This window comes from uncultured Nostoc sp. (assembly GCF_964245575.1).
Classification (GTDB): Bacteria; Cyanobacteriota; Cyanobacteriia; order Cyanobacteriales; family Nostocaceae; genus Nostoc.
Window position 1 is genome coordinate 11,528 of the sequence record NZ_CAXTNP010000054.1, and the last position, 21,612, is coordinate 33,139.

The 21,612-nt window shown below is 42.4% G+C and carries 17 protein-coding genes; 8 read left to right on the top strand and 9 right to left on the bottom strand.

The window, feature by feature from the left end:
* Positions 1-315: 315 nt before the first annotated feature.
* Together ACFFAP_RS11185 and ACFFAP_RS11190 are read left to right on the top strand one after the other, a co-directional pair.
* Positions 316-1,839: an HlyD family efflux transporter periplasmic adaptor subunit gene (locus ACFFAP_RS11185; protein ID WP_375511284.1), complete on the top strand. Its 1,524-nt coding sequence runs from the start codon at positions 316-318 to the stop codon at positions 1,837-1,839.
* A gap of 137 nt (positions 1,840-1,976) precedes the next feature.
* Positions 1,977-2,717: a peptidylprolyl isomerase gene (locus tag ACFFAP_RS11190; RefSeq protein WP_375511285.1), complete on the top strand. Its 741-nt coding sequence runs from the start codon at positions 1,977-1,979 to the stop codon at positions 2,715-2,717.
* A gap of 226 nt (positions 2,718-2,943) precedes the next feature.
* On the opposite strand, the gene ACFFAP_RS11195 is transcribed toward ACFFAP_RS11190, so the two are convergent.
* The 8 genes from ACFFAP_RS11195 to trmB all read right to left on the bottom strand — a co-directional run bounded on the left by ACFFAP_RS11195 (position 2,944) and on the right by trmB (position 7,820).
* The gene (locus ACFFAP_RS11195; RefSeq protein WP_334743820.1) at positions 2,944-3,102 is read right to left on the bottom strand and encodes a hypothetical protein; all 159 of its coding nucleotides are present in this window, start codon (positions 3,100-3,102) and stop codon (positions 2,944-2,946) included.
* A gap of 568 nt (positions 3,103-3,670) precedes the next feature.
* On the bottom strand, positions 3,671-3,853 hold the full coding sequence (locus ACFFAP_RS11200) for a transposase (protein ID WP_375511286.1): 183 nt from the start codon (positions 3,851-3,853) through the stop codon (positions 3,671-3,673).
* A gap of 327 nt (positions 3,854-4,180) precedes the next feature.
* Positions 4,181-4,360 (bottom strand): hypothetical protein, encoded by a 180-nt coding sequence (locus ACFFAP_RS11205; protein WP_375511287.1) that lies wholly within the window; start codon positions 4,358-4,360, stop codon positions 4,181-4,183.
* Between the two features lie 21 nt (positions 4,361-4,381).
* Positions 4,382-5,647, bottom strand: coding sequence for a nif11-class peptide radical SAM maturase 3 (locus ACFFAP_RS11210; protein ID WP_375511288.1), 1,266 nt, complete (start codon positions 5,645-5,647; stop codon positions 4,382-4,384).
* 75 nt (positions 5,648-5,722) lie between these two features.
* A complete protein-coding gene (locus tag ACFFAP_RS11215; protein WP_375511289.1) occupies positions 5,723-6,097 on the bottom strand; it encodes a Nif11-like leader peptide family RiPP precursor in 375 nt (124 codons plus the stop codon).
* A gap of 41 nt (positions 6,098-6,138) precedes the next feature.
* Positions 6,139-6,576 carry a nitrogen fixation protein gene (locus ACFFAP_RS11220; protein WP_375511290.1) on the bottom strand — a complete coding sequence of 146 codons (438 nt, stop codon included), beginning with the start codon at positions 6,574-6,576 and terminating at the stop codon, positions 6,139-6,141.
* Positions 6,577-6,605: 29 nt separating this feature from the next.
* Positions 6,606-6,815: a hypothetical protein gene (locus ACFFAP_RS11225; RefSeq protein WP_375511291.1), complete on the bottom strand. Its 210-nt coding sequence runs from the start codon at positions 6,813-6,815 to the stop codon at positions 6,606-6,608.
* Positions 6,816-7,166: 351 nt separating this feature from the next.
* Complete coding sequence (gene trmB / locus ACFFAP_RS11230) at positions 7,167-7,820, bottom strand: tRNA (guanosine(46)-N7)-methyltransferase TrmB (protein ID WP_375511299.1); 654 nt, start codon at positions 7,818-7,820, stop codon at positions 7,167-7,169.
* Between the two features lie 936 nt (positions 7,821-8,756).
* Between trmB and gyrA the strand changes: the two genes are divergently transcribed.
* Together gyrA and lnt are read left to right on the top strand one after the other, a co-directional pair.
* The gene (gene gyrA, locus ACFFAP_RS11235; RefSeq protein ID WP_375511292.1) at positions 8,757-11,363 is read left to right on the top strand and encodes a DNA topoisomerase (ATP-hydrolyzing) subunit A; all 2,607 of its coding nucleotides are present in this window, start codon (positions 8,757-8,759) and stop codon (positions 11,361-11,363) included.
* Positions 11,344-12,960, top strand: coding sequence for an apolipoprotein N-acyltransferase (gene lnt / locus ACFFAP_RS11240; RefSeq protein WP_375511293.1), 1,617 nt, complete (start codon positions 11,344-11,346; stop codon positions 12,958-12,960). Before gyrA ends, lnt begins: the two co-directional genes overlap by 20 nt.
* Before the next feature lie 307 nt (positions 12,961-13,267).
* Here lnt and egtC read toward each other — a convergent pair whose 3' ends face one another.
* Complete coding sequence (gene egtC, locus ACFFAP_RS11245; protein ID WP_375511294.1) at positions 13,268-14,065, bottom strand: ergothioneine biosynthesis protein EgtC; 798 nt, start codon at positions 14,063-14,065, stop codon at positions 13,268-13,270.
* A 474-nt stretch (positions 14,066-14,539) separates the two neighbouring features.
* Between egtC and ACFFAP_RS11250 the strand changes: the two genes are divergently transcribed.
* The 4 genes from ACFFAP_RS11250 to ACFFAP_RS11265 all read left to right on the top strand — a co-directional run bounded on the left by ACFFAP_RS11250 (position 14,540) and on the right by ACFFAP_RS11265 (position 21,428).
* Positions 14,540-17,683, top strand: coding sequence for an efflux RND transporter permease subunit (locus ACFFAP_RS11250; protein ID WP_375511295.1), 3,144 nt, complete (start codon positions 14,540-14,542; stop codon positions 17,681-17,683).
* A 272-nt stretch (positions 17,684-17,955) separates the two neighbouring features.
* A complete protein-coding gene (locus tag ACFFAP_RS11255; RefSeq protein ID WP_375511296.1) occupies positions 17,956-18,234 on the top strand; it encodes a hypothetical protein in 279 nt (92 codons plus the stop codon).
* Positions 18,235-18,838: 604 nt separating this feature from the next.
* Positions 18,839-19,789, top strand: coding sequence for a hypothetical protein (locus ACFFAP_RS11260; RefSeq protein ID WP_375511297.1), 951 nt, complete (start codon positions 18,839-18,841; stop codon positions 19,787-19,789).
* 250 nt (positions 19,790-20,039) lie between these two features.
* The gene (locus ACFFAP_RS11265) at positions 20,040-21,428 is read left to right on the top strand and encodes a cytochrome P450 (protein ID WP_375511298.1); all 1,389 of its coding nucleotides are present in this window, start codon (positions 20,040-20,042) and stop codon (positions 21,426-21,428) included.
* The last annotated feature ends 184 nt before the right edge of the window (positions 21,429-21,612 follow it).

The window sequence follows — 21,612 nt, forward strand, 5'->3', positions numbered from 1 at the left end:
GACCACCCGAAATCAATAAATGACCACCCGAATTTAATAAACGACCATCCGAAATCAATATATTTATTGCATAAATTCTCAAAACCTCACCTGAAACCTGATTTACTAAGGTTTTAGCTTTAGTTTTACCCCACCCTAACCATCACTGCGATTAAGTAGGTAATCTTTGGGATTTAAGAAGAAATTCGACTTGTGTGTACACGGTAGCTTTTTTAAGGGGGGTTGGGGGGGATCTCCGAGAGCCAAACATATTAACCGAACTGTATTGTCCCCACTCCCAAAATCCAAAATCCAAAATTGATCTCAAGAAAAATCATGCCAAACACATTAAATGGAAGGGTTGAAACCCAAATCTATCAGGTAGAACAGCACGAGGAAATTTTAAGGGAGCAAACACCAGCTAAATCAACTGATGATTGGGCTGACGCGACCAAGGATTTACTTGATAGCTTGCCCCAGGTTTGGACAAGGGGATTGCTGTATTTTTTGGTAGTGTTTGTGTCGATCATTTTACCTTGGGCAATGCTGTCTAAGGTGGATGAAACGGGTACAGCAACAGGGCGACTTGAGCCAAAGGGAAAGACGGTTAGGCTGGATGCTGCTGTAGCAGGTACTGTTGCCGAAATTCGGGTAAAGGAAGGTGATTCGGTTAAAGTTGGGCAGACTTTATTGGTGTTGGAATCAGAATTAGTTAAGGCGGACTTGCGGCAGGCACAGGAGAAGTTAGAAGGACAATTAAATCGACTTTCTCAGTTAAATTCATCTAAAAGTCAGTTAGTTGTATCTTTGACAACTCAACAGCAACAAAATCAATCTCAACAGTTAGAAAAGCAGGCTCAAATTGACCAAGCGCGACAAAATATGAATGCTCTGAGGAATTCCTATGATTTACAAAAAGACGAAAAATTAGCTCAAGTCAATCAGGCACGACAAACTCTTGAGCATAATAAAACTGCTAATAAGTTAGTAGACAGTAGTTTAGCAAGTACCGAGCGGGAAGTTGAACGCTATCGTAGTCTTTGGCAGTCAGGAGTTGTTCCAGAAATTAATGTTGTCCAGAAGCAAGATATAGCTAAAGACAAGCAACAGTTATACGAACAGAATCAGTCAGATATTCAGCAAGCTAAATTACGTTTAGTAGAACAACAGAGTAGTTATGAGCGGACTATTCGGCAAGCAAATGCAGATATTGAGCAGGCACAGTTGCGACTGAAAGAACAGGAAAGAAGTTATCAGACCTTAACTCGTTCCAGTAAGTTAGCTTTGCTAAAAATCGACGAACAACAGAAGGATTTGGAAACAGAAATTACTACACTTCAGGCAGAAATTGCTCAAAATAAGAGTCAGATTGTCTCATTAAAGTTTCAGTTAGGACAACGAGAGTTAAGAGCTACCGTGAATGGTAGAGTGTTTCAGTTACCGATACAACGGGCTGGGTCTGTAGTGCAGCCTGGAGCAATGATTGCGGAGATTGCACCCCAAGGTTCACCTTTAATAATTCGGGCGCAAATGGCGACAACTGAGAGTGGTTCTTTGCGAAGAGGATTGCCAGTAAAGTTAAAGTTTGATGCTTATCCGTTTCAGGATTATGGCGTGCTGGAAGGAGAATTATTAGAGATTTCTCCTACTACCATAGAGGTGGATACAGCTAATGGGAAGGTAGCAGCTTATGACTTGGAAATTGCCCTAAAACAAAATTGTATTCCCTCGGCTAATAAGTGTATTGCCTTGCATCCTGGGGATACTGCAACGGCAGAGGTAATTGTGCGCCAGCGTCGGATTATTGATTTTCTGCTTGACCCATTTAAGAAGTTGCAGCAGGGTGGAGTGAAATTGTAGAAAACCCAACCCTTTTCCCTACATCCAAAGGACATGGAAATTGGAAATGTAGAGACATTACATATAACGTCTCTACATCCAGCTAATAAATCATACTCTCATGTTTAATTTTGCTAACTAAATTTAGGATAAATATCATGTCACAATCTATCACCATTACCAACGAAGACATTCTTCACCAAGTTAAGGTATCTTGTAAAATTCCTGAGATAGTTGAGCAGATTGTTACCTGCAAGGTGATTATAGCGGTTGCTGAAGAAGCTGGGATAAAAGTAGAGGTTGAGGAACTTCAGAAAGCAGCAGACCAAATACGGTTAGCTAATAAACTCGATAATGCTGATGATACCTGGAACTGGTTAGAGAAACATGGTTTGTCTATAGATGATTTTGAAGAAATCGCTTACATCAGTCTCATCTCTGGTAAATTGCTAAAACATCTGTTTGCAGATAAAGTCGAACCCTATTTTTTTGAAAACCAATTAGATTATGTTGGCGTGGTGATGTATGAAGTTGTTCTAGATGATGAAGATTTAGCTCTAGAACTCTTCTATGCAATAAAGGAAGGTGAGATGAGTTTCTATGATGTTGCTCACAAATACATTCAGGATATAGAATTGCGCCGAAAAGGAGGATATTTAGGGATAGTACGCCGCAAAGATTTAAAATCAGAGATTTCTGCTGCTGTCTTTGCTGCTACGCCTCCTCAGATTCTCAAACCGATAGTGACTTCTAAGGGATTACATCTAATTTTCGTGGAGGAGATTATCCAGGCAGAATTGGATAATAAACTGCGTAATCAAATTATCACTGATTTATTTAATGAGTGGATTAAGCAACAAATGAAAGAAGTTGAAGTTGCAATGAATTTGTCAGCCTAAGGTAAGCCCTATCCAAATCAATAGCTCCAGCAAAGCTTGAATCCTAAACTTTTAGGAGATAACCTTGCTATTTACACAAGGTTTTGTCAAACCTTGCGCTCGCATGTTAAAGGAAGCTCTGGAACGTATTGATTTGGATGAGCAAGGAATATTTACTCACAGCTTTAAACGGACGGCACTTTCGGCAATGAGTAATGTTGGAGTTCCTCTACGAACCACATTTAATCTATTGAGGAGTAATCGTAACTGTTATTGTTCCATCCGGTTCAGATTTTACTTCAATTTTTGGTTGAGTTCCTCCCATGATAATTCCTAATTCCTCCTCTGATATTTCTGCAAATTCTGCTTCAATTGGAAGTATGTTGGATATTGTAATGTTAGCCATAATTAACTTAGACCTTAATGAAATTGTTTTCTTAAAAATGAGAATTTTCCCTTCCTCATTCTGTATATATAGTCCGTTATCTGAGCTTTATTTACAAGACTTAAATCATTTCATTTTTAACCTTAAATAAAACAATTATGTCCTAAAAAACTCCAAACTAAATTTGGTCGTTCTCAAACCTTGAGAAGTATCGACAGGTGTTCAAGGGTTTCTTCCCACCCAATATTGTAGATTCCTTGATGTGTCACACCGAATTAGAGAACGAGTCAAATATAAAAACTTTTTATGCATCCTCTTTTTTTAAGTTTTGATTTAAAGATGTTAATCACTATATATATTGGGACAAAAATCATTCACTTATATCTCTGTTTATTGTCTAAAGTTATTACTGTCTCTTATTTAAAAAAATAAGTTAATCTATTTTTTAGAAAATAGCATAACTTGGGGATATTATTGATATATATCAATAGCCAAATGAGTTAGGACGCGAAACGTAAGACTTGTTCGCTCATCTCGCTAAGGAGGCAAACGGCTTAAGTTGTTTATGAATTCGATTCTTAAGCCAAAATCAACATTTTTCAATTTGGTTGAGGTCTGGAGAAGAAGGTGGCAAATACAGGACTTGACAACTAGCCTCTCGAATCAACTGTTCAATACGTCCACTTTTATGAAAGGTGGCATTATCCATCGTCACAACCTGCCCTAGTTTGAGTACAGGTACTAAGCAGGTTTCCAAGCAGGCAGGTCTCAAACATATCTCGGTTACAAGACCTTTCAACCGTGAAGGGAGCCATCAACTGCTGATTAGATAATACCGCAATCATATTCACTCGCCCTTAACGTTGCCCAGATTTGAGGACATGGAAGCGCTCTCCTCGCTCATTCAAGCCTAAGCCATAATCATCTCGATGATCTATACTAGACTCATCGACATAGAACTCTACGTCCTAACTATACTGGCAACTGCTATATTTAGCATCTTCTTTACAACAAAAGTTGAGATAAAAAATAACCCAAGGTAAACTTGGGTGAAAAAACATAAGTAATCAACCTTAAGTAATTTGTAGATATAATCTAACTAGTTTTCAATTCTCAAAACACCTGCTTCTTTTTCGATGCGGTCTAGAGCTTTCTTCGCCCGAAAAATAATTTTCAAATAAGCTAGTTGACTATTCCAAGGTGAACGAGGTAATAGGGTTGCTTGAGAGTCAGAAACAGTCGTATTTTCTGAAGGGATATCAGTGGAGATATTATTCATAGAAATGGTATTTTGCAGTTTTTAATTGCTAGAACTAACTAAAGATGATGCTAGATTTGGTTCTTCTTCCCAACCTTTTGGCCATTGAATGCGATCGCTAGTAAAATGAAGCGGATCGTTTTCAGCCCAAGGGGCATTTATCGGTTCTTCAATTAGCCCAAACTCCCCATTGTCAAAGGGGTTTCCGTCCGCCCGACGTTGAAGAAAAACTCGCTCTCGAATACCGCCTTTTTCCTGAGTAAGGGCGCGATGATGACAATAAGGATTATTGCCTCTCTTATCAAAGAAAACGTGAGCAGTCCAACTGCAACCACCCCGACAGAGTTGGGCAAATTCACAAGTCTTGCAAAAACCCCATAAGTGTGATGTTCCTTTAGGAGTATCAGCTCCAAGATTAAACCGTAGTTCTTCGGTTTCTTCAATAATTGTCCGCAGTGAATAGTCGCGGATGTTACCGCCAGTGTATGCTGTGGTAGGTAGTGAGGGACAACCTTTGATAGCACCATCGGCTTCAATGCCTATAGCAGACAGCCCAGCACTACATCCCTGCCAAAAAGTCCAAGCATCCCCTCCTCCTCGCAGCATCCGTTCATAGGGCCCGTAGTAGCCAATATTATTCCCTGGCTGTACTTGCACCCCTTCTCGCTTTGCCCGTTGGGCAACACGAGCAATCATCGGATATACATCTAGTAGTTCATAAGGTTGCAGCAGAATCTCGCTATTATCTGCTGCATTCCCCATCGGTACAGTCAACTGAATTTGCCAAGCGAAAATGCCGGCGTCGCGCAGATGCTCGTAAATACGAGGAAATTCTGGTGCAGAGAGACGATTGATTTGAGTGTTGCAGCCGAAGGGAATGCCTGCTTCCTTGAGATTGCTCATAGTCTTAAAGGCCCATTGCCAAGAGCCTTGTCTACCACGGACGCGATCGTGAGTTGCTTCTAAGCCATCAACTGAGACAGATACCACTCTAATTCCAGCTTCTTTCATCCGGCGTGCTGTGTCGAGAGTGATACCATAACCTCCAGTGGTCATGCCGCAAAGCATCCCAGAAGAAGTAATTGCTTGGGCTATCTCCAGCCAATCAGGACGCAGAAATGCTTCACCACCAATTATTGTTACTTCAGTGATTCCGACTTCCGCCATTTGCTTGACTAAATCAAGAGCTTCTGCTGTAGAAAGTTCGTTCGCCCTTGTATGACCAGCACGAGAACCGCAGTGCTGGCAAGCTAGATTACACTTTAATGTAATTTCCCAAACTGCATAACTAATTCGACAATAAGTCATTAGAATACCCTCAATTAATTTATTGAGAAAAGGACGAATATATCCCTATCCGTCCCCATAAAGCTAAACTGTTATCTAAATATTTGGCTGAATAACTCCATACAGAGGCTGCACAACAGGTGACTTATGCGGACAATCATCAATAGGTGGCGAAACAATAACTCCATATAGTGGCCGTGCTATTATATTAGACCTCCCAGCAATTGATGAAGCCCCACCAAAAACGGCTTCTAGTTCTTCTTCATTTAAATCCTTGAGTTCATCGTCGCCAGCAGTTGACTCCAACAACTGAGCCGTATATTCTTCAAACTCATCCTGGGTGAAATCATAGCCAGCGGCTTTGACTCTTTGGTTACATTCTTCCTTACTTTTCACACCTTGAATTTGAGCGCGAAAAGCTTCATCATTTGCTAGCTTTGCATAAAAGGCTTGAACATTTGCTATGGACATGATTTTTTCCTAAAATTATTTAATTACAGACCTAGCTTTGGTTAACCAAAAATCGGTGTCGCCACCTTAACTGCTAGTTCAGATGCGTTGTAATTATCTGTAATAACTTGCGGACAACGCATACAAGCTGCCTTGCCTTCTTGCTGCCACCATCGACAATCTCGGCGTATGGAACAGGATGGTAGTTCTTCTGCTACTGGTGGTAACTTTTCTACAATTCGCATTGCTAGACGGCAATCTTGTCCATCAAAATGCTGACAACCTTTAGTAGCACAAGGTGCTGCCGTCCGAAAAATTTCGGCAGGTGTAATTGGACTAGCTTTTGCTATTAGTTCATCCGTAATAGGTTGGGGCTTTTTGAGATAAGCTACACGGGGTTCTGTCACCGTCCCACCGACTACGCCAAAGACAACACTATCCACAGATTCGGGTCTAGCACTGGGACAAAGTGTAGTTTTATCAACAGCAAATTCTTCCATCAATTGACCCTCCAAGGAAGATAATTTTTTTAGAAGGCTTCGGGTTCCTTGGAGATGATTCCTGTAATAGTAATAGGAGCAAATACTATACCACCTGCTACATTTGTGGCTTCTGTATCAGACAAAGCTAACAGGACATCTTCTGAATCTAAACCTTGCTTCCGTCGTTCTATCGCATTTTTTACGGCATTATCAATTAGATTGTTAATTTCAAGCTTACTGTTATACTTTCTTTCCATGTTGATTATCCTCATTAGGCTTAACCACTGAACCAAATCGCCTAATTATGTCTTCATTTTAAGAGAAATTAAAGCTAATAACTCTATTGTTAAGACTCTCAATGAGACATAAATAAAACTTTTATGTCACTAAATAAACAGCTTTGGAATCTTCTATTTTTAGGGAGTAATATATAGATAAGTTAATCAATTAATATACTTTTGTATATCAATGCAAATTGACTACTCTGGTTAATTATGGGCATTAACTATAATATTTATGTCCCAAAATTATTGCCATTATATGATTTAGAAAATGTGAATATGCCAAGCAAGATTTGGCCTTTATAGCCCTAGATGCTTATACCGCTACTATCCCTCATTCACAACTTCTCGCCTGACAAACAAAGCTCGATAAACAGGCTCACCCTTTTTTTGCGTACTTATTTCCCGTTCTGTGGGGACTGGTAGCGGGTTTTCAGCTAACCATTCTCCTGTACCAACTTTCTGATAAGCTGGATGAGCAGCAAAGCGATCGCGCATTTCCACAGCAACAAATTCCATATCTGATTGCAGAAATACAATGGAACCAACCGCAAGATAATTAGCTAATTCTGCCACTAGTTCTGGTTGCACTACACGACGTTTAGCGTGGCGGGTTTTAAACCAAGGATCGGGGAATTGAATTGTAACGCGTTGTAAACTTCCTGGAGGGAGGGAAGATAAAAGTGAGTGCAGTGAGTTATTTACATTGCAAAATAAGTAGTGCAGGTTTGTGAAACCTAACTCAGAGCGTAACTTATTCGCCTCCACCACCAACGGTTCCCGAATTTCTAAGCCAAGAAAATTCCAGTTGGGTTCTATTTTGGCCATATTTACCAAAAACTGTCCTTTAGCGCAGCCAATATCTAAATGTAGTGGTTGATTTGGCTTTGCAAAAATTTTTTCCAAGTCTTGGGGACTTGCTGGTGTTTGATACTTTTTACCAAGTGGATTAACGTGCTGGCGGACTCGGACTGCTGCCAAAATTTGCTCTCCTTTACGTTCAAATATCCTGTGGTGTCGAGCGTAACCCATCAGTTGGGTTTGTTAACAAAATGTACTAATCGTAAAACTCCTTTTCGATTGATGAACTGTCACAAACGTTTGAAATTGTACTCAATCAGGAAGCGTAGCTTGCCGCCTAACTCTTGGAGACGCTCTTGCTAGCAAGATCCCCGTAGGGGTACGACAAGCTACAACTCTTGGAGAGGCTGCGCCAACGACTGCGGCTCCATCGAGCGTTCGCGTAGCGTCTCGTAGAGAAGCCGAGATGCTCAGTATAAGTCAGTGACCACCGTAGGCATCGCCTCATCGAAAAAAAAGTCAACTTATGCTTGAGTGTTAAGGAAAACGTAAAACCTTTCTCACCTGAGACTTTGAAGGAATTCTTGCTTGAGTGCAAAATAGTTAGTAATCTCTGCAAAAGTAAGCGGTGTAACTTTTGTTTCTGCTCGGATTGGCTGTAATAAAGCCTTTAGGCTGCAATGTGAACTGTTAGCCTTTCTATATACGCAACCTGAACTCATACCAGGTATCCGAAAGTAGTCACCTATTTCTAGTTGTTGGAAAGTCATTAGATCCTCAGAATTTTTGGTAAATAACGGTTATAAAAGTAAGACCTTAATAAAGCCAATTTAGATTGTTCTCTTAAATTTATTCCGTCATATTTCAAGTTAAGTAAATTTGCACTAAGCAAACTTTTAGTTCATTCCTCTCTTTAACTAGCTAATAGCCTTTTTATTGTAATTTATTATACCATTTTTTAACTAGATATTTGGATTAGTTATTCAGGCAAAAAAAGGCATTATATATGCTAGTATTGTATCAAATTATGGCAATTATTCAAGAGCAATTTAGAATAATTTTGCGCTTTGTTGAGTAAAAAAGCTAAAATCTACGATTTTTGGAGATTTTTAGGTTATGACAACCTCACAGGAGAGGATTATCCCGATAGACTTGCGAACCGAAATGTCGCAGTCTTATCTGGAATACGCCATGAGCGTGATAGTGGGTCGGGCGTTGCCAGATGCCAGGGATGGTCTAAAACCTGTGCATCGTCGCATTCTCTACGCAATGCACGAGCTAGGTCTGCTGCACGATCGCCCCTTTAAGAAATGCGCCCGTGTGGTGGGGGAAGTGTTGGGTAAATACCACCCCCACGGTGACACGGCAGTATATGATGCCTTGGTGCGGATGGCGCAGGATTTTTCCATGCGATCGCCCCTAGTTAACGGACATGGTAACTTTGGTTCGGTAGACAACGATCCGCCAGCCGCAATGCGGTACACAGAATGCCGCTTGCAAGCTTTAACTAGTGCAGGTCTACTGCACGACATCGAGTATGAAACCGTAGATTTCGCCGATAACTTCGACGGTTCCCAGCAAGAACCGACAGTGCTACCGGCGCGAATTCCGCAGTTGTTGCTCAACGGTTCCTCTGGGATTGCCGTGGGTATGGCAACCAACATTCCGCCGCACAATTTGGGGGAATTGATTGATGCTTTAGTCGCAGTAATCCACAATCCAGAAATCACTGACCTGGAATTAATGCAGTATGTCCACGGCCCAGACTTTCCGACTGGGGCGCAAATTTTGGGGACATCTGCCATTCGAGAAGCTTACACTACCGGGCGTGGTTCCATCACCATGCGTGGTGTAGCTAACATTGAAACCGTTGAACAACGGGGACGCCCAGATAGAGAAGCAATTATTATTACCGAATTGCCCTATCAAACCAATAAAGCGGCGCTGATTGAAAAAATCGCCGAAATGGTGAACGAGAAGCGGCTAGAGGGCATCGCAGATATCCGGGATGAAAGCGATCGCGACGGGATGCGAGTTGTCATTGAACTCAAGCGTGATGCTTATCCCCGCGTTGTGCTGAACAACCTTTACAAGCAAACGCCACTGCAAGCCAACTTCGGCGCAAATATGCTGGCGCTGGTGAATAGCGAACCCCAGGTACTCACTCTCAAACAGTTCTTAACCGTCTTTTTGGATTTCCGGATCGAATCCATTGCCAGACGTACCCGTTACGAACTGCGGAAAGCCGAAGAACGCGACCATCTCCTGCAAGGATTATTAATTGCCCTATCCCAGTTAGATCCAATTATTGTCTTGATTCGCCATGCTCCCGATGCGCCCACAGCTAAAGGCGAATTAATCACAACTTACGGACTTTCGGAAGTGCAAGCAGATGCGATTTTGCAGATGCAATTGCGGCGGTTGACTGCTTTAGAAGCAGACAAAATTCGTTTGGAACACGAGGAATTACAAGCGAAGATTACCGATTTGCAAGATATTTTAGCACGTCGGGAGAGAGTGCTAGAAATCATTGAAACCGAAGTCGCGCAACTAAAAACTAGCTTTGCCACACCCCGCCGCACAGTGATTTTACCAGGGGAAGGGGAATTAGATGACCGCGACCTAATTGCCAATGAAAAAGCGATAATTCTGGTGACAGAACAAGGTTATATCAAACGGATGCCAGTTAACACCTTTGAAGCCCAAAGCCGTGCTACCAGAGGCAAAGCCGCAGCCAAGGTGAAAGATGATGATACCATTGAGCATTTTTTGACTTGCTGCGATCACGACAGTATTTTATTTTTTAGTGAGCGTGGTGTTGTTTATTGCCTGAGAGCTTATCAAATTCCAGCGAGTTCGCGTACTAGCCGAGGGACACCAATTGTCCAGATGCTACCCATTCCCAAAGAAGAAAAAATCACCTCGATTGTCCCGGTTGACGAATTTAGCAACGAAGAATATCTGGTCATGCTCACCAAAGGTGGCAATATCAAGAAAACCGAACTGGCAGCCTTTAGTCACATTCGCGCCAATGGTTTGATTGCCATTTCCTTAGAAGAAGGCGACCAACTCCGCTGGGTGCGACGCGCTAGAGTCGAGGACAGTGTAATCATTGGTTCTCGGAACGGAATGGCGATTAACTTCCGGTGCAACCACGAACAACTGCGTCCTTTAAGTAGGGCGACTCGTGGGGTGAAAGCCATGAAACTCAAAAATAAAGATGAACTGGTGGGTATGGATATCCTCCCCGCAGCAATTCTTGAAACTTTGGATATAGTTACAGAAACCGAAACAGAAGATATCGAAACAATCGAAACAGAAGATATCGAAATTACCGAAACTAATGAAGAGTCCGCAGAAGTACCTAGCAATGGCATTGTTGGCCCTTGGGTGTTGGTAATTACAATGGGAGGATATGGTAAGCGCGTACCAGTTGCCCAATTCCGCCTGCAAAACCGCGCTGGTCAGGGTTTAATGGCAACCAAGTTCAAAAACCGCAAAAACAAAGACAAGTTGGCAACCCTACGCATTGTCAACAATGATGATGATGAAATCATGATGGTGACAAATCGCGGTATTATCATCCGTCAAGCGGTAAATGCGATTTCTATCCAATCGCGATCGGCAACTGGAGTCAGAGTGCAGCGTTTAGATGAAGACGACGCCATTACTGGAGTGGCAATAGTTCCACCTGATGCTGGCGATGCAGAAGAAGCAGAGTAAGAAGCAGGGGGAGCAGGGGGAGAGGTTAATCGCCTTACTCCCTTATTTGATTGCCTTAGGTAGCGGGATTTTAATGGGGCTAACCGTCGCCCCTGTCGGCGCATGGTTCTTGGCTTGGATTGCCGTGGTTCCTTTATGGGTGCTAGTTGTCACTTCAGCCAAACGCAAAAACCAATTCCCTCCTGCTTTCTTCTGGGGTATCGGTTATCACGGTGTCGCCCTATGGTGGATTACTGGAATTCATCCGATGACTTGGTTGGGCGTTCCTTGGTTGCCAAGTTTGGCAATCACCCTTTTTTGCTGGGGATTTATCACTGTATTGGGAGGGGTATTTGTTGCTATTTGGGCGGCTGTAATGGTTCGCCTGAGCGGGCAAAAACCGTGGCTACGTGTACTGATTGGTACAGCCGTCTGGTGCGGTTTAGAGAGTCTATGGAGTGCGGGGCCTTTGTGGTGGAGTTCCCTTGCTTACACACAAAGCCCGCACAATCTCGTAATTGTACATTTAGGGCAACTCTCTGGGCCTAATACTGTCACAGCAGCGATCGTTGCTGTTAATGGCTTAATTGCTGAAGGATGGACGAACCGCCAAGACGCCAAGGACGCTAAGATTTTCTCTGTGTCCTCCGCGCCTAGGCGGTTCGTTAATAAATACTGGGTTATCGCCACAGGATTATTAATTACCTTACACCTCATTGGTTTTATCTTATACAGCCGTCCCATTGCCCAAGTACCAGAAGCAGCCTTGAAAGTGGGGATTGTTCAAGGTAATATCCCGAACCGACTTTTACGAAGTTCCGAAGGGTTTCGTCGCGCCCAAGAAAACTATACCAATGGATATCTAACTTTAGCAGACCAAGGTGTAGATGCAGTCCTCACCCCAGAGGGAGCCTTACCAATTTTCCAGCGCAACTTGATGCAAACTGCTTTAGTCGCAGCCGTGAAGGCAAAAGGCGTAGTTGCTTGGATTGGGGCTTTTGGCGAACGGGGAGACAGTTATACAATTAGCTTGTTTACTTTCAATGCTAAAGGTGAAATTATCAGCCGCTATGATAAGTCCAAACTAGTACCTTTGGGAGAATATATTCCCTTTGAAGGAATTTTAGGCGGGATAGTTCAACGCTTGTCACCTTTGGAGGCACACCAAGTTCCGGGTTTGGCAAATCAAATCTTTGATACTCCTTTTGGTCGGGCGATCGCTAGTATATGTTATGAATCTGCTTTTCCTGAGCAATTTCGCCGTCAAGCGGCGGTAGGTGGGCAATTTATCCTCAGTTCTTCTAACGATGCCCATTACACTGCATCCATGCCATTCCAGCACCATGCACAGGATATCATGCGGGCAATTGAAACTGATAGATGGTCAGCACGGGCAACTAATACAGGATATTCAGGCTTTATAGATCCTCACGGCCGAACCTTGTGGATATCTGGATATAATACCTACGAAACTCATGCTGAAACAATTTATCGGCGACAAACGCAGACTTTATATGTGCGTTGGGGTGATTGGTTAACACCGTTGTTATTGATATCCTCTGGAGGAGCTTGGCTGCTAATTCAACTTCGGCATACAAAAGACATCTCCAGAAATTAAATATGCGTTACCCGGAACCCTTGTAGAGATGTAGCAGTGCTACGTCAAAACAATTCTTTTTCACTCATATCTCTAAAGAAACTGAGTGATTAGTAATTAATTATTTTCCCTTATCCCAAGATACCACCCAATACTGTTTGGTTAAGCCTAAAAAATAACTCCAATGTAGGTTGGGTTGAGCAACGTAGCAAGATCCCGCAGGGTAACCCTACATTTTCAGGGCTTTATTGGGTTTAAAAACTCTTACCATTATTGGTAAGAGTTATCTTATAGCAGTAAACTGCCGCAATGCTTATCTAAACTACAATTAAGCAAATTTCTCCAACAGACTAATTGTTGGCTGTAATGATTGAGCTTGAAAAAATAACATACTTTGCTCACCAAAAGCAGTCCAATTTTGGTTAGATAAACGCTCAGAGGCAACAATAATTTCGTCTGGGTGCTTGAGTGCATCACAAGACCAATAAAGAGTAGGAGCTTGTGTGCGGTAAGCGTAGCGAATTGCTGCAATTGCTTGACCATCAGTGACAATTATATTGGCACTAAAGCTGGTATCGTATTTTGATGCCAACTCAGTCAATTTTTGAACCGTGGCATGTAAGGCTGAGAACAGAGTGCTGTCTGGAGATGACTGCCACATTTCCACTAACAAGGCGAAGATATGTTCAGAGTCAGTCATGCCTTTTATCAGGCCGTATGTGGAATCAGAGAGGCTCTCACGGATTGGTCTATAGAGAGTCTGTTGAAAGTTTGAGATTTCGCCATTATGCACAAACAACAGTTTCCCACTGCGAAATGGCTGACAATTGCTAATGTCGAGCGATTCACCTATCCCAGCTAATCGCGCATAGCCGACAGTACAAGTAGATTCTACATAGTTGCTCAACTCTTCCAGATTTGGATCGTTCCACATTGGGATCGTATTTCGGTAAATAAAGGGTTTACCCACTTCGTCATACCAGCCTACACCCACCCCGTCTGCACAAACTACTCCTGATTTTAATTCCAAAGGACTGTAACTTTGTTTGTAAAGCGAATGCTCCTGTTTATACAGCAACTCATCTAATAGGATGGAATTCCCAAGGTAGCCAATTAATCTACACATAAAAAAATGACGTTGCTGAAAGAGTAATGAACAAAATTCAGTCACAAGCTCCGATAGAAATCGAACCTTTTAACTGTGCAATGACTGCGAATATTTACTAAATTTAACAACTATTTTTGCTCTTGTGTATGCTTGAACTATGACTTAAGTCATGGTTTTGTTTGCAAATTTAATCTATTTTTTTCTAAAAAATAGATTAAATAAATTTAGATATAACTAAAGGAAGTAAAAAATATTGCTATTTTATGCTTATCATTTATCACAGGATAATTTATTGACACCCCATTAACTCAACGTGAGTTCGATGAACCTTTCCCTGACTTGAACTAAAGTTCAAATCTGTCCCTCTCGCCCGTCGGCTACGGTATACACATAAGTCTCTTAAACTGAACCTTTGTTGCATCGACCTGCACCTTTGTTGCATTGACCTGCAAAAATTAACTTACTCTACGTTACGCAGTAACTCTAAAAAACTTGTGCATACACAGTAGCGCCCCTCGGAAAGGAAGGTTTGCATTACTAACAGGCATGTATTTCGGGTCACAGACGGATAAAAATATTGACCAAGTGAACGTGCAGAATCGCATTGCCCGTGCTACACCTCGCTTGCCAACGACCGTGCAACAATTCGGTGTGACAGCGCAAACGTCTTCAACCAGCATTTTGTTAGTGTATGCGCTTTATCCCCAAAATAATGAGTATGACGCGCTGTTTATTAGTAACTATATTGACCTCAATTTGCGGGATCAACTGCTGAGAACACCGGGAGTTGGGGATATCACGATTTTTGGTGAAAAGGAATATGCGATGCGGTTGTGGCTCGATCCAAATGCACTGGCGAGTCGGCAATTAACCGTGACAGATGTGGCAACGGCACTGCGATCGCAAAACATTCTCGCCGGAGCCGGAACGTTGGGTCAACAGCCTGTGCCTCCAGGTCAAAGTTATGAAATTCCACTGCGAGTCAATGGTCAATTCAAAGATGCATCAGGATTTGAGAATCTCGTCATCAAAGCCGGGAGTGATGGCAACTTAATTAAACTCAAAGATGTCGGTCATGCCGAACTCGGCTCGGAGACTTACGCTAGTAATGCCAGAAATAATGGCAAGCCGGCGATCGGCATCGCAATTTATCAGTTACCAGGTAGTAATGCGCTGGATGTGGCGAAAAACGTGGAAGCGCAAATGAATGAACTGATGAAAGAGTTTCCGCCCGGATTACAAGCCAAGATTGTTTACGATACCGTTGGGTTTGTGCAAGCATCACTCGAAGAAGTAGTGAAAACACTTGTCGAAGCGATCGCGCTGGTCGTCCTGGTGATTTTTCTGTTTCTCCAAGACTGGCGAGCCACAATTATTCCGATTATTGCGATTCCAGTTTCGCTGATTGGCGCATTAGCATTTGCTTACGCGTTTCGATTCTCGTTAAACAATTTGACCTTATTTGGTTTAATTTTGGCGACAGGATTAGTCGTAGATGATGCAATTATCGTCGTCGAGGCAGTCGCCCGCAAAATTGAACAGGGAGTGCGACCGTTTCAAGCGTCAATCGAGGCAATGGAGGAACTTACTGGAGCAGTGCTGGCAACGTCGCTGGTGTTGATGGCGGTGTTTATTCCAGTAGCGTTTTTTCCGGGTTCGACTGGGAGAATGTATCAGCAGTTTGCGTTAGTAATTGCCTTTTCGATCGCCATTTCAGCGTTTAATGCGCTTTCATTCAGTCCCAGTATGTCTGCGATTTTGCTGCGTCCGCCACGACCCAAACGCGGCCCGCTTGGCTGGTTTTTTAACAAATTTAATCAAATTTTGGCATGGATCATTCAACGATATCTCGCGATCGTCAATTTTCTGATTCGCGTTCGTTACTTTGTGATTGGATTGTTTGTGGTCGGTTTGGCTGCGACTTATTTTATGTTCACCCATGTTCCGACCGGATTTGTTCCGAGTGAAGATCAGGGCATTTTATTAGGCATTATTCAAGCCCCGGATGGAGTTGCTCTTGGCTATACCGATCGAGTACTCGAAAAAGTTGAACAAGTTCTCCAAAAAGAACCAGAAATTAGTAACATTTTTGCGACTTCAGGATTTGGGTTTGCAGGCAGTGGGTCAAATCGCGGCGTGTTCTTTGCTCAACTCAAGCCGTGGGAAGATCGCAGCAAATCCGATCAAAGTGCGTCTGCAATTTTGACCCGAATTAATGGCGGATTTCAAGGGATTCCCGAAGCCGTAATCACCGCAGTCAGTCCCCCACCAATTCAAGGCTTTAGTACGTTAGGTGGATTTGAGTTACAGCTTGAAGACCGCACCAACGGGCGACTGACAATTGATGATTTTTTCGCCAATGCCCAAGCGGTTCTAGCACAAGCGAATCAAAAACCAGCCCTCAAAGGCGGTGTGTTTACGCAGTTTACTGCCAATACCCCACAGTTTCAAATCGACTTCGATCGCGATCGCCTCGAAGCACTCAACGTCAATTTTCAGGATGCTGTTAGTACACTTGGAACCGCCATTGGTTCGCAGTATGTCAACGATTTTATCCTTGGACAGCAGAGCTATCGCGTTTATGTTCAAGCAGACGGCAACTATCGGCGATCGCCGAATGATATTCGTCAGCTTTATGTGCGATCGGCAAATAATCAAATGGTGCGATTGAGCGAGGTTGCAACACTCACGCCAATTACAGGCCCATCTGTAATTAATCACTACAATGGCTTCCGCGCCATCGATTTGCAGGGCAGAGAAGCATCGGGTTACAGCAGTGGACAAGCGATCCAGGCAATGCAGCAAGCGGTGAGCCAAGCAGCAACACCGGGAGTTGGTAGTGACTGGATCGGAACTGCCCGCGAAGAATTAAGTGCAGGTAACTTGGGCATTCTCATTTTTGGCTTCGGGATCATTATGGTGTTTCTCACACTTGCCGCTCAGTATGAAAGTTACATCGATCCCACGATTATTTTGTTGACCGTACCGTTGGCGTTGTTAGGTGCGTTGAGTGCGCTGGCGTTGCGCGGTTTGGTAAACGATGTCTACGCGAACGTGGCGTTGGTAATGCTGATCGGACTCGCCTCGAAAAACGCCATTTTGATCGTCGAATTTGCTAACCAAGCCTACGAAGGGGGCATGGCGATTCGAGAGGCAGCCTTGACCGCAGCCGAAGAACGGTTTCGACCAATTGTCATGACTTCGAGCGCGGCATTGCTGGGATTTTTCCCTCTGGTAATCGCCACCGGAGCAGGTTCTGCCTCGCGCTGGTCGTTGGGAACGGCTTTGTTTGGCGGGTTACTCGTGGCAACGATTTTAAGTTTGCTCTTTGTTCCAGTGCTGTATGTAATCATTAAGACTTTGGAAGATCGCTTCTTGAAACATAAACCTGCTAATCGCTCCCAACCACCATCTCCAGATGGAAACGAGGATGGACAATCAACAGCGATGCCTTCTGATCAAGAGGCTTCTCTACGAGAGGCTACGCCAACGCCAACGGCAACGTCTTCTCCTTCTCCTATCGGAGACGCTGCGCGAACGGAGACGCTAACGCGAACGACGAACGCTCATCAACATTCATCTGTCATTATCAAGCAAAATACTGATGAGAACAGATCCAATGATTCAACTGATTGAAAAAGGAAATAGGGAATAGGGAGTTGGGGATTGGGCACAAGAGCAGAGGGGAAAGACTTACTACAACTTATCCTCGGTCACTGAGCGACTTGCCCTGAGCGTAGTCGTTCGCGTAGCGTCCCATAGGGAAGGGAGCCGAAGTGCTGCTCCCCTGCCCAACTCTGCTTTCTATTACAAGAGATAAAGATTAAGTTGCAACTTTAGGAGACGCTGAGACAATGTAGAGTATCCCCTAATAATTTAGCAACTTTATAAGCATTGGAGTAAAGCAAATGAATGCTAGATTGATCGCTTTCTCTGGTTTTGTGACAGCATTTCTCGGTGCAGGAATTGGTTTTATTGCTGCTAGTTTACTTCCTTGCCCTTACACGAGCCAAATGTATCAAAATTTGGAGCAAAAATACGCGATGGTTGGTGCAGTTGCTGGCTTGTTGATTGGTTCTAGTCAAGAAATGATTCGCGAACTCAAGCAAGAGCAAGATGCAGAAGAAAACTTGCTACGAGATTTGAACAAAGTTATTCACTCAAGCACAGATAAAAAAAATTACTGATCTGTTAGTGCAAGAGATTATTCTTTCAAAATACTTCCCTACACAACAACATTCTACTGAGGTAAAAAAAGTGGGAGAGTTGCCCTAGCTTTGCAGAAAAATTTTTCCTCCCGCTACCCTTGCTCAAGAACAAATTCCAATGCAAATGGGATAAGCAAACTATATCAGGCTGATCTTAAAAAATTTCTGTTGAATGCGATCGCTTTTTTCTCAAGGTTTCTGTAACAAAATGGATATTACAGAAGTAAAATAATGGCTGAAAATCATATAGTAATCCAAATTAAATTGCGAGAAACTATGGAGATTAAAAGTACCTATTTATAAGCTTTTCATTTTTTTTACTCTCTCAAGAAGGGGTTTTATTTGTATAGTCTTAATACTAAAAAATATACTAAACCTATGTAATTTATGAAATTTCACGTATGGTTTAACAGGATAAAAAAAGCTGGAAAACATTATGAGGATTACTGATTGCAGTATCTGTAATGAATTTTATTACTAACGATAGATGATTTTCTGTTCAACGAACTTGTATTTAATATTACAAATAGTGAAATACTAAATTTGTAGATAATTAATTTTCCTGCGCTACCAAGGAGTAATAATGGTTTTAAGTCAATATCAACGTGCTGTAGGCGTATTTACTCATCGTCGAGATGCAGAACAGGCACTACATGAGTTGAGAGATTCTGGCTTGGCGATGGAAAAAGTATCTGTAGTTGTACAGAATACAGACCGCAATTATGAGATTGGCGATCGTGAAATAGGTGATAAATCCGACGAAGGCGCAACAGTAGGAGGGCTTTCAGGGGGCGCTGTAGGTGGGTTAACTGGTTTATTAGTAGGTCTAGGTACTTTAGCAATCCCTGGAGTTGGGCCAATAATGCTGGCTGGGGCAGCTGCAACTGCTTTAGTTACAACCCTTGTAGGGGCAAGCATAGGTGCAGCTACTGGGACTTTTGCTGGTGCATTAGTTGGTTGGGGAATATCGGAAGAGCAAGCTAGAGCATATAACCAGCGAGTAGAGGTTGGACACTATTTAATAATCGTAGATTGTACATCTTTTGAAATTGCTAAAGTAAAAGCAATTCTCCTGCGTTGGGGTATTGAAGAGTTTGGCATTTACGAGCATCTCAACAGTGAACAGGGAACTACGAATTATCTGACCACCACGACTTCTGCTACTGCCATTCCTAATAAAAGTGGGATTTTGACTAAATATGCTGTTAGTGACTTTAATAACATAGATAATGTTGAAACTGCAATTAATGATATGTGTGCCGCAGGTTTCCCAGTAAACCAGATTTCCTTAATTTGCAAAGACTTTTCTGAATTTAAAGGGTCAACAGGCGTTAATTTAAGTGAGCGATTTGACGCTATGAGGCTAGGAATAGCAGATGAGTGGGCACGCTTTTACAACGAGCAAATTGAGCAAGGCAATTACATACTCATCGTTAGTGGCACAGACAATGAGCTTGATTATGTTAGCTCTATTTTGGGTAATTGCGGGGTTCAAGAAATTCAAATTTATGACCCAATGTTAATTCGTTCCTAAAAGCGAGTACCGGAAAACTTAACAATGAAACGCCCAAACCTTTGGTATGTAAGGATTATTGACCTTTGTATGTGTTTACTTTGAATATTCATCTTTAACTTTAGATTAACTCCATAACGTTAAGCGATCGCAGAACTTTTTGGTTTACTGACAAAGCGTATTTAAGTAAAAAATCTCTCTATGTGATGAAGAATCTAATATTAACTGTGAGTTAATGTTTTTGAATATACACAAACCTAGAGGTTTTGCTATGGCTCGCGATGTATTCGAGTTACCAGCACCGTCGGTTAACTCTATTGTTGGACATCTATTTGAACTTGGACAAGACCCATTAGGATTTCTTACCCGTTGTCGTGACTATGATGATATTGTTCCCTTACAGTTAGGGTTAACACCGACTTGTTTGGTAACTAATCCTGAATACATAGAAGAAGTTCTAAAAAATCGCAACGATTTTATTAAAAGCCGAGGCTTACGCGCATTAAAAAGCTTGTTAGGAGAGGGGTTGTTAAGCGCAGAAGGAGAATCCTGGTTTTGGCAACGTCGTCTTGCCCAACCAATATTTCACCAAAAACGGATTAATGGATATAGCCAAATAATGGTAGAGTACACCAACCGAATGCTTCAAACTTGGCATGATGGTGAAACTCATGACATTCATGCAGATATGATGCATTTGACGCTGCAAATAGTTATGAAGTGCATATTTAGCGCTGACATAGATGCAGGAGAAGCAAAAGTTGTTGCCAATGCACTAGATGTGGCAATGCAGTGGTTTGAAAGTAAGCGGCGGCAGAATTTTCTGGTTTGGGAGTGGTTCCCAAGACCTGAAAACATCCGTTATCGTCATGCTATTGCCCAAATGGATGAAGCTATCTACAAACTGATTCAAGAACGCCGTAACAGTGGGGAAAAAACCAATGATTTATTGACAATGCTAATGGAAGCGAAAGACGAAGAAACTCTTCAGCAGATGGATGATAAACTGCTGCGGGATGAAGTCGCCACCTTAATGTTGGCAGGGCATGAAACCACTGCAAATGCTTTATCTTGGACGTGGTTGCTCTTGGCACAAAATCCTGAAGTGCGTAAAAAATTAGAATTAGAGCTAAATCAAGTTTTGCAAGGAAAGTTACCAACACTCGAAGACCTTGGGCAGTTAGTTTATACACAGCAAATTATCAAAGAATCAATGCGGTTATATCCTGCAGTACCTCTCATGGGACGGCAAGCAGCAGTAGATACCCAAATTGGTGATTACGAAATTCCCCAAGGCATGGCAATAATGATTAGCCAATGGGTAATGCACCGTCATCCAAAGTATTTTGAGAATCCAGAAGCTTTTCAGCCAGGAAGATGGACACAGGAGTTTGAAAAGCAACTGCCTAAAGGAGTATATATTCCATTTGGGGATGGACCAAGAATTTGTATTGGTAAAGGTTTTGCTCAGATGGAAGCGGCTTTGTTATTGGCGACTATGGCTCAACGCTTCCAAATAGACTTAGTGCCAGGATACCCAATTGTGCCACAACCTTCAATCACTTTACGCCCGGAAAACGGGCTGAAGGTGCAACTCAAGCAGATTGTATCAGACGCTTCTAAAGACGCGAAACATCAACAAGTAGAAACTTCTTATTAAGAGTTGAATTTTATTTCTTAAATTCCAAAGTTCTTGAGTAATAGTGATTTATCTAATACTAAATCCCACATTCCGCACTTCAAAATGCAATACATTGATGTTTCAACTAATATTACCAATATCAACCATACTACTTGGTATTAATACTGAGAATAATTGGGAGGTGTGCGCTCGCTACATAACC

What these genes read in the sequence shown, in the direction of transcription:
- ACFFAP_RS11255 (WP_375511296.1), top strand. Translation starts at nt 17,956, where the DNA reads ATGAATGCTAGATTGATCGCTTTCTCTGGTTTTGTGACAGCATTTCTC.
- ACFFAP_RS11260 (WP_375511297.1), top strand. Translation starts at nt 18,839, where the DNA reads ATGGTTTTAAGTCAATATCAACGTGCTGTAGGCGTATTTACTCATCGT.
- ACFFAP_RS11195 (WP_334743820.1), bottom strand. Translation starts at nt 3,102, where the DNA reads ATGGCTAACATTACAATATCCAACATACTTCCAATTGAAGCAGAATTT.
- ACFFAP_RS11210 (WP_375511288.1), bottom strand. Translation starts at nt 5,647, where the DNA reads ATGACTTATTGTCGAATTAGTTATGCAGTTTGGGAAATTACATTAAAG.
- ACFFAP_RS11185 (WP_375511284.1), top strand. Translation starts at nt 316, where the DNA reads ATGCCAAACACATTAAATGGAAGGGTTGAAACCCAAATCTATCAGGTA.
- ACFFAP_RS11220 (WP_375511290.1), bottom strand. Translation starts at nt 6,576, where the DNA reads ATGGAAGAATTTGCTGTTGATAAAACTACACTTTGTCCCAGTGCTAGA.
- lnt (WP_375511293.1), top strand. Translation starts at nt 11,344, where the DNA reads ATGCAGAAGAAGCAGAGTAAGAAGCAGGGGGAGCAGGGGGAGAGGTTA.
- ACFFAP_RS11265 (WP_375511298.1), top strand. Translation starts at nt 20,040, where the DNA reads ATGGCTCGCGATGTATTCGAGTTACCAGCACCGTCGGTTAACTCTATT.
- ACFFAP_RS11215 (WP_375511289.1), bottom strand. Translation starts at nt 6,097, where the DNA reads ATGTCCATAGCAAATGTTCAAGCCTTTTATGCAAAGCTAGCAAATGAT.
- ACFFAP_RS11205 (WP_375511287.1), bottom strand. Translation starts at nt 4,360, where the DNA reads ATGAATAATATCTCCACTGATATCCCTTCAGAAAATACGACTGTTTCT.
- ACFFAP_RS11225 (WP_375511291.1), bottom strand. Translation starts at nt 6,815, where the DNA reads ATGGAAAGAAAGTATAACAGTAAGCTTGAAATTAACAATCTAATTGAT.
- gyrA (WP_375511292.1), top strand. Translation starts at nt 8,757, where the DNA reads ATGACAACCTCACAGGAGAGGATTATCCCGATAGACTTGCGAACCGAA.
- egtC (WP_375511294.1), bottom strand. Translation starts at nt 14,065, where the DNA reads ATGTGTAGATTAATTGGCTACCTTGGGAATTCCATCCTATTAGATGAG.
- ACFFAP_RS11190 (WP_375511285.1), top strand. Translation starts at nt 1,977, where the DNA reads ATGTCACAATCTATCACCATTACCAACGAAGACATTCTTCACCAAGTT.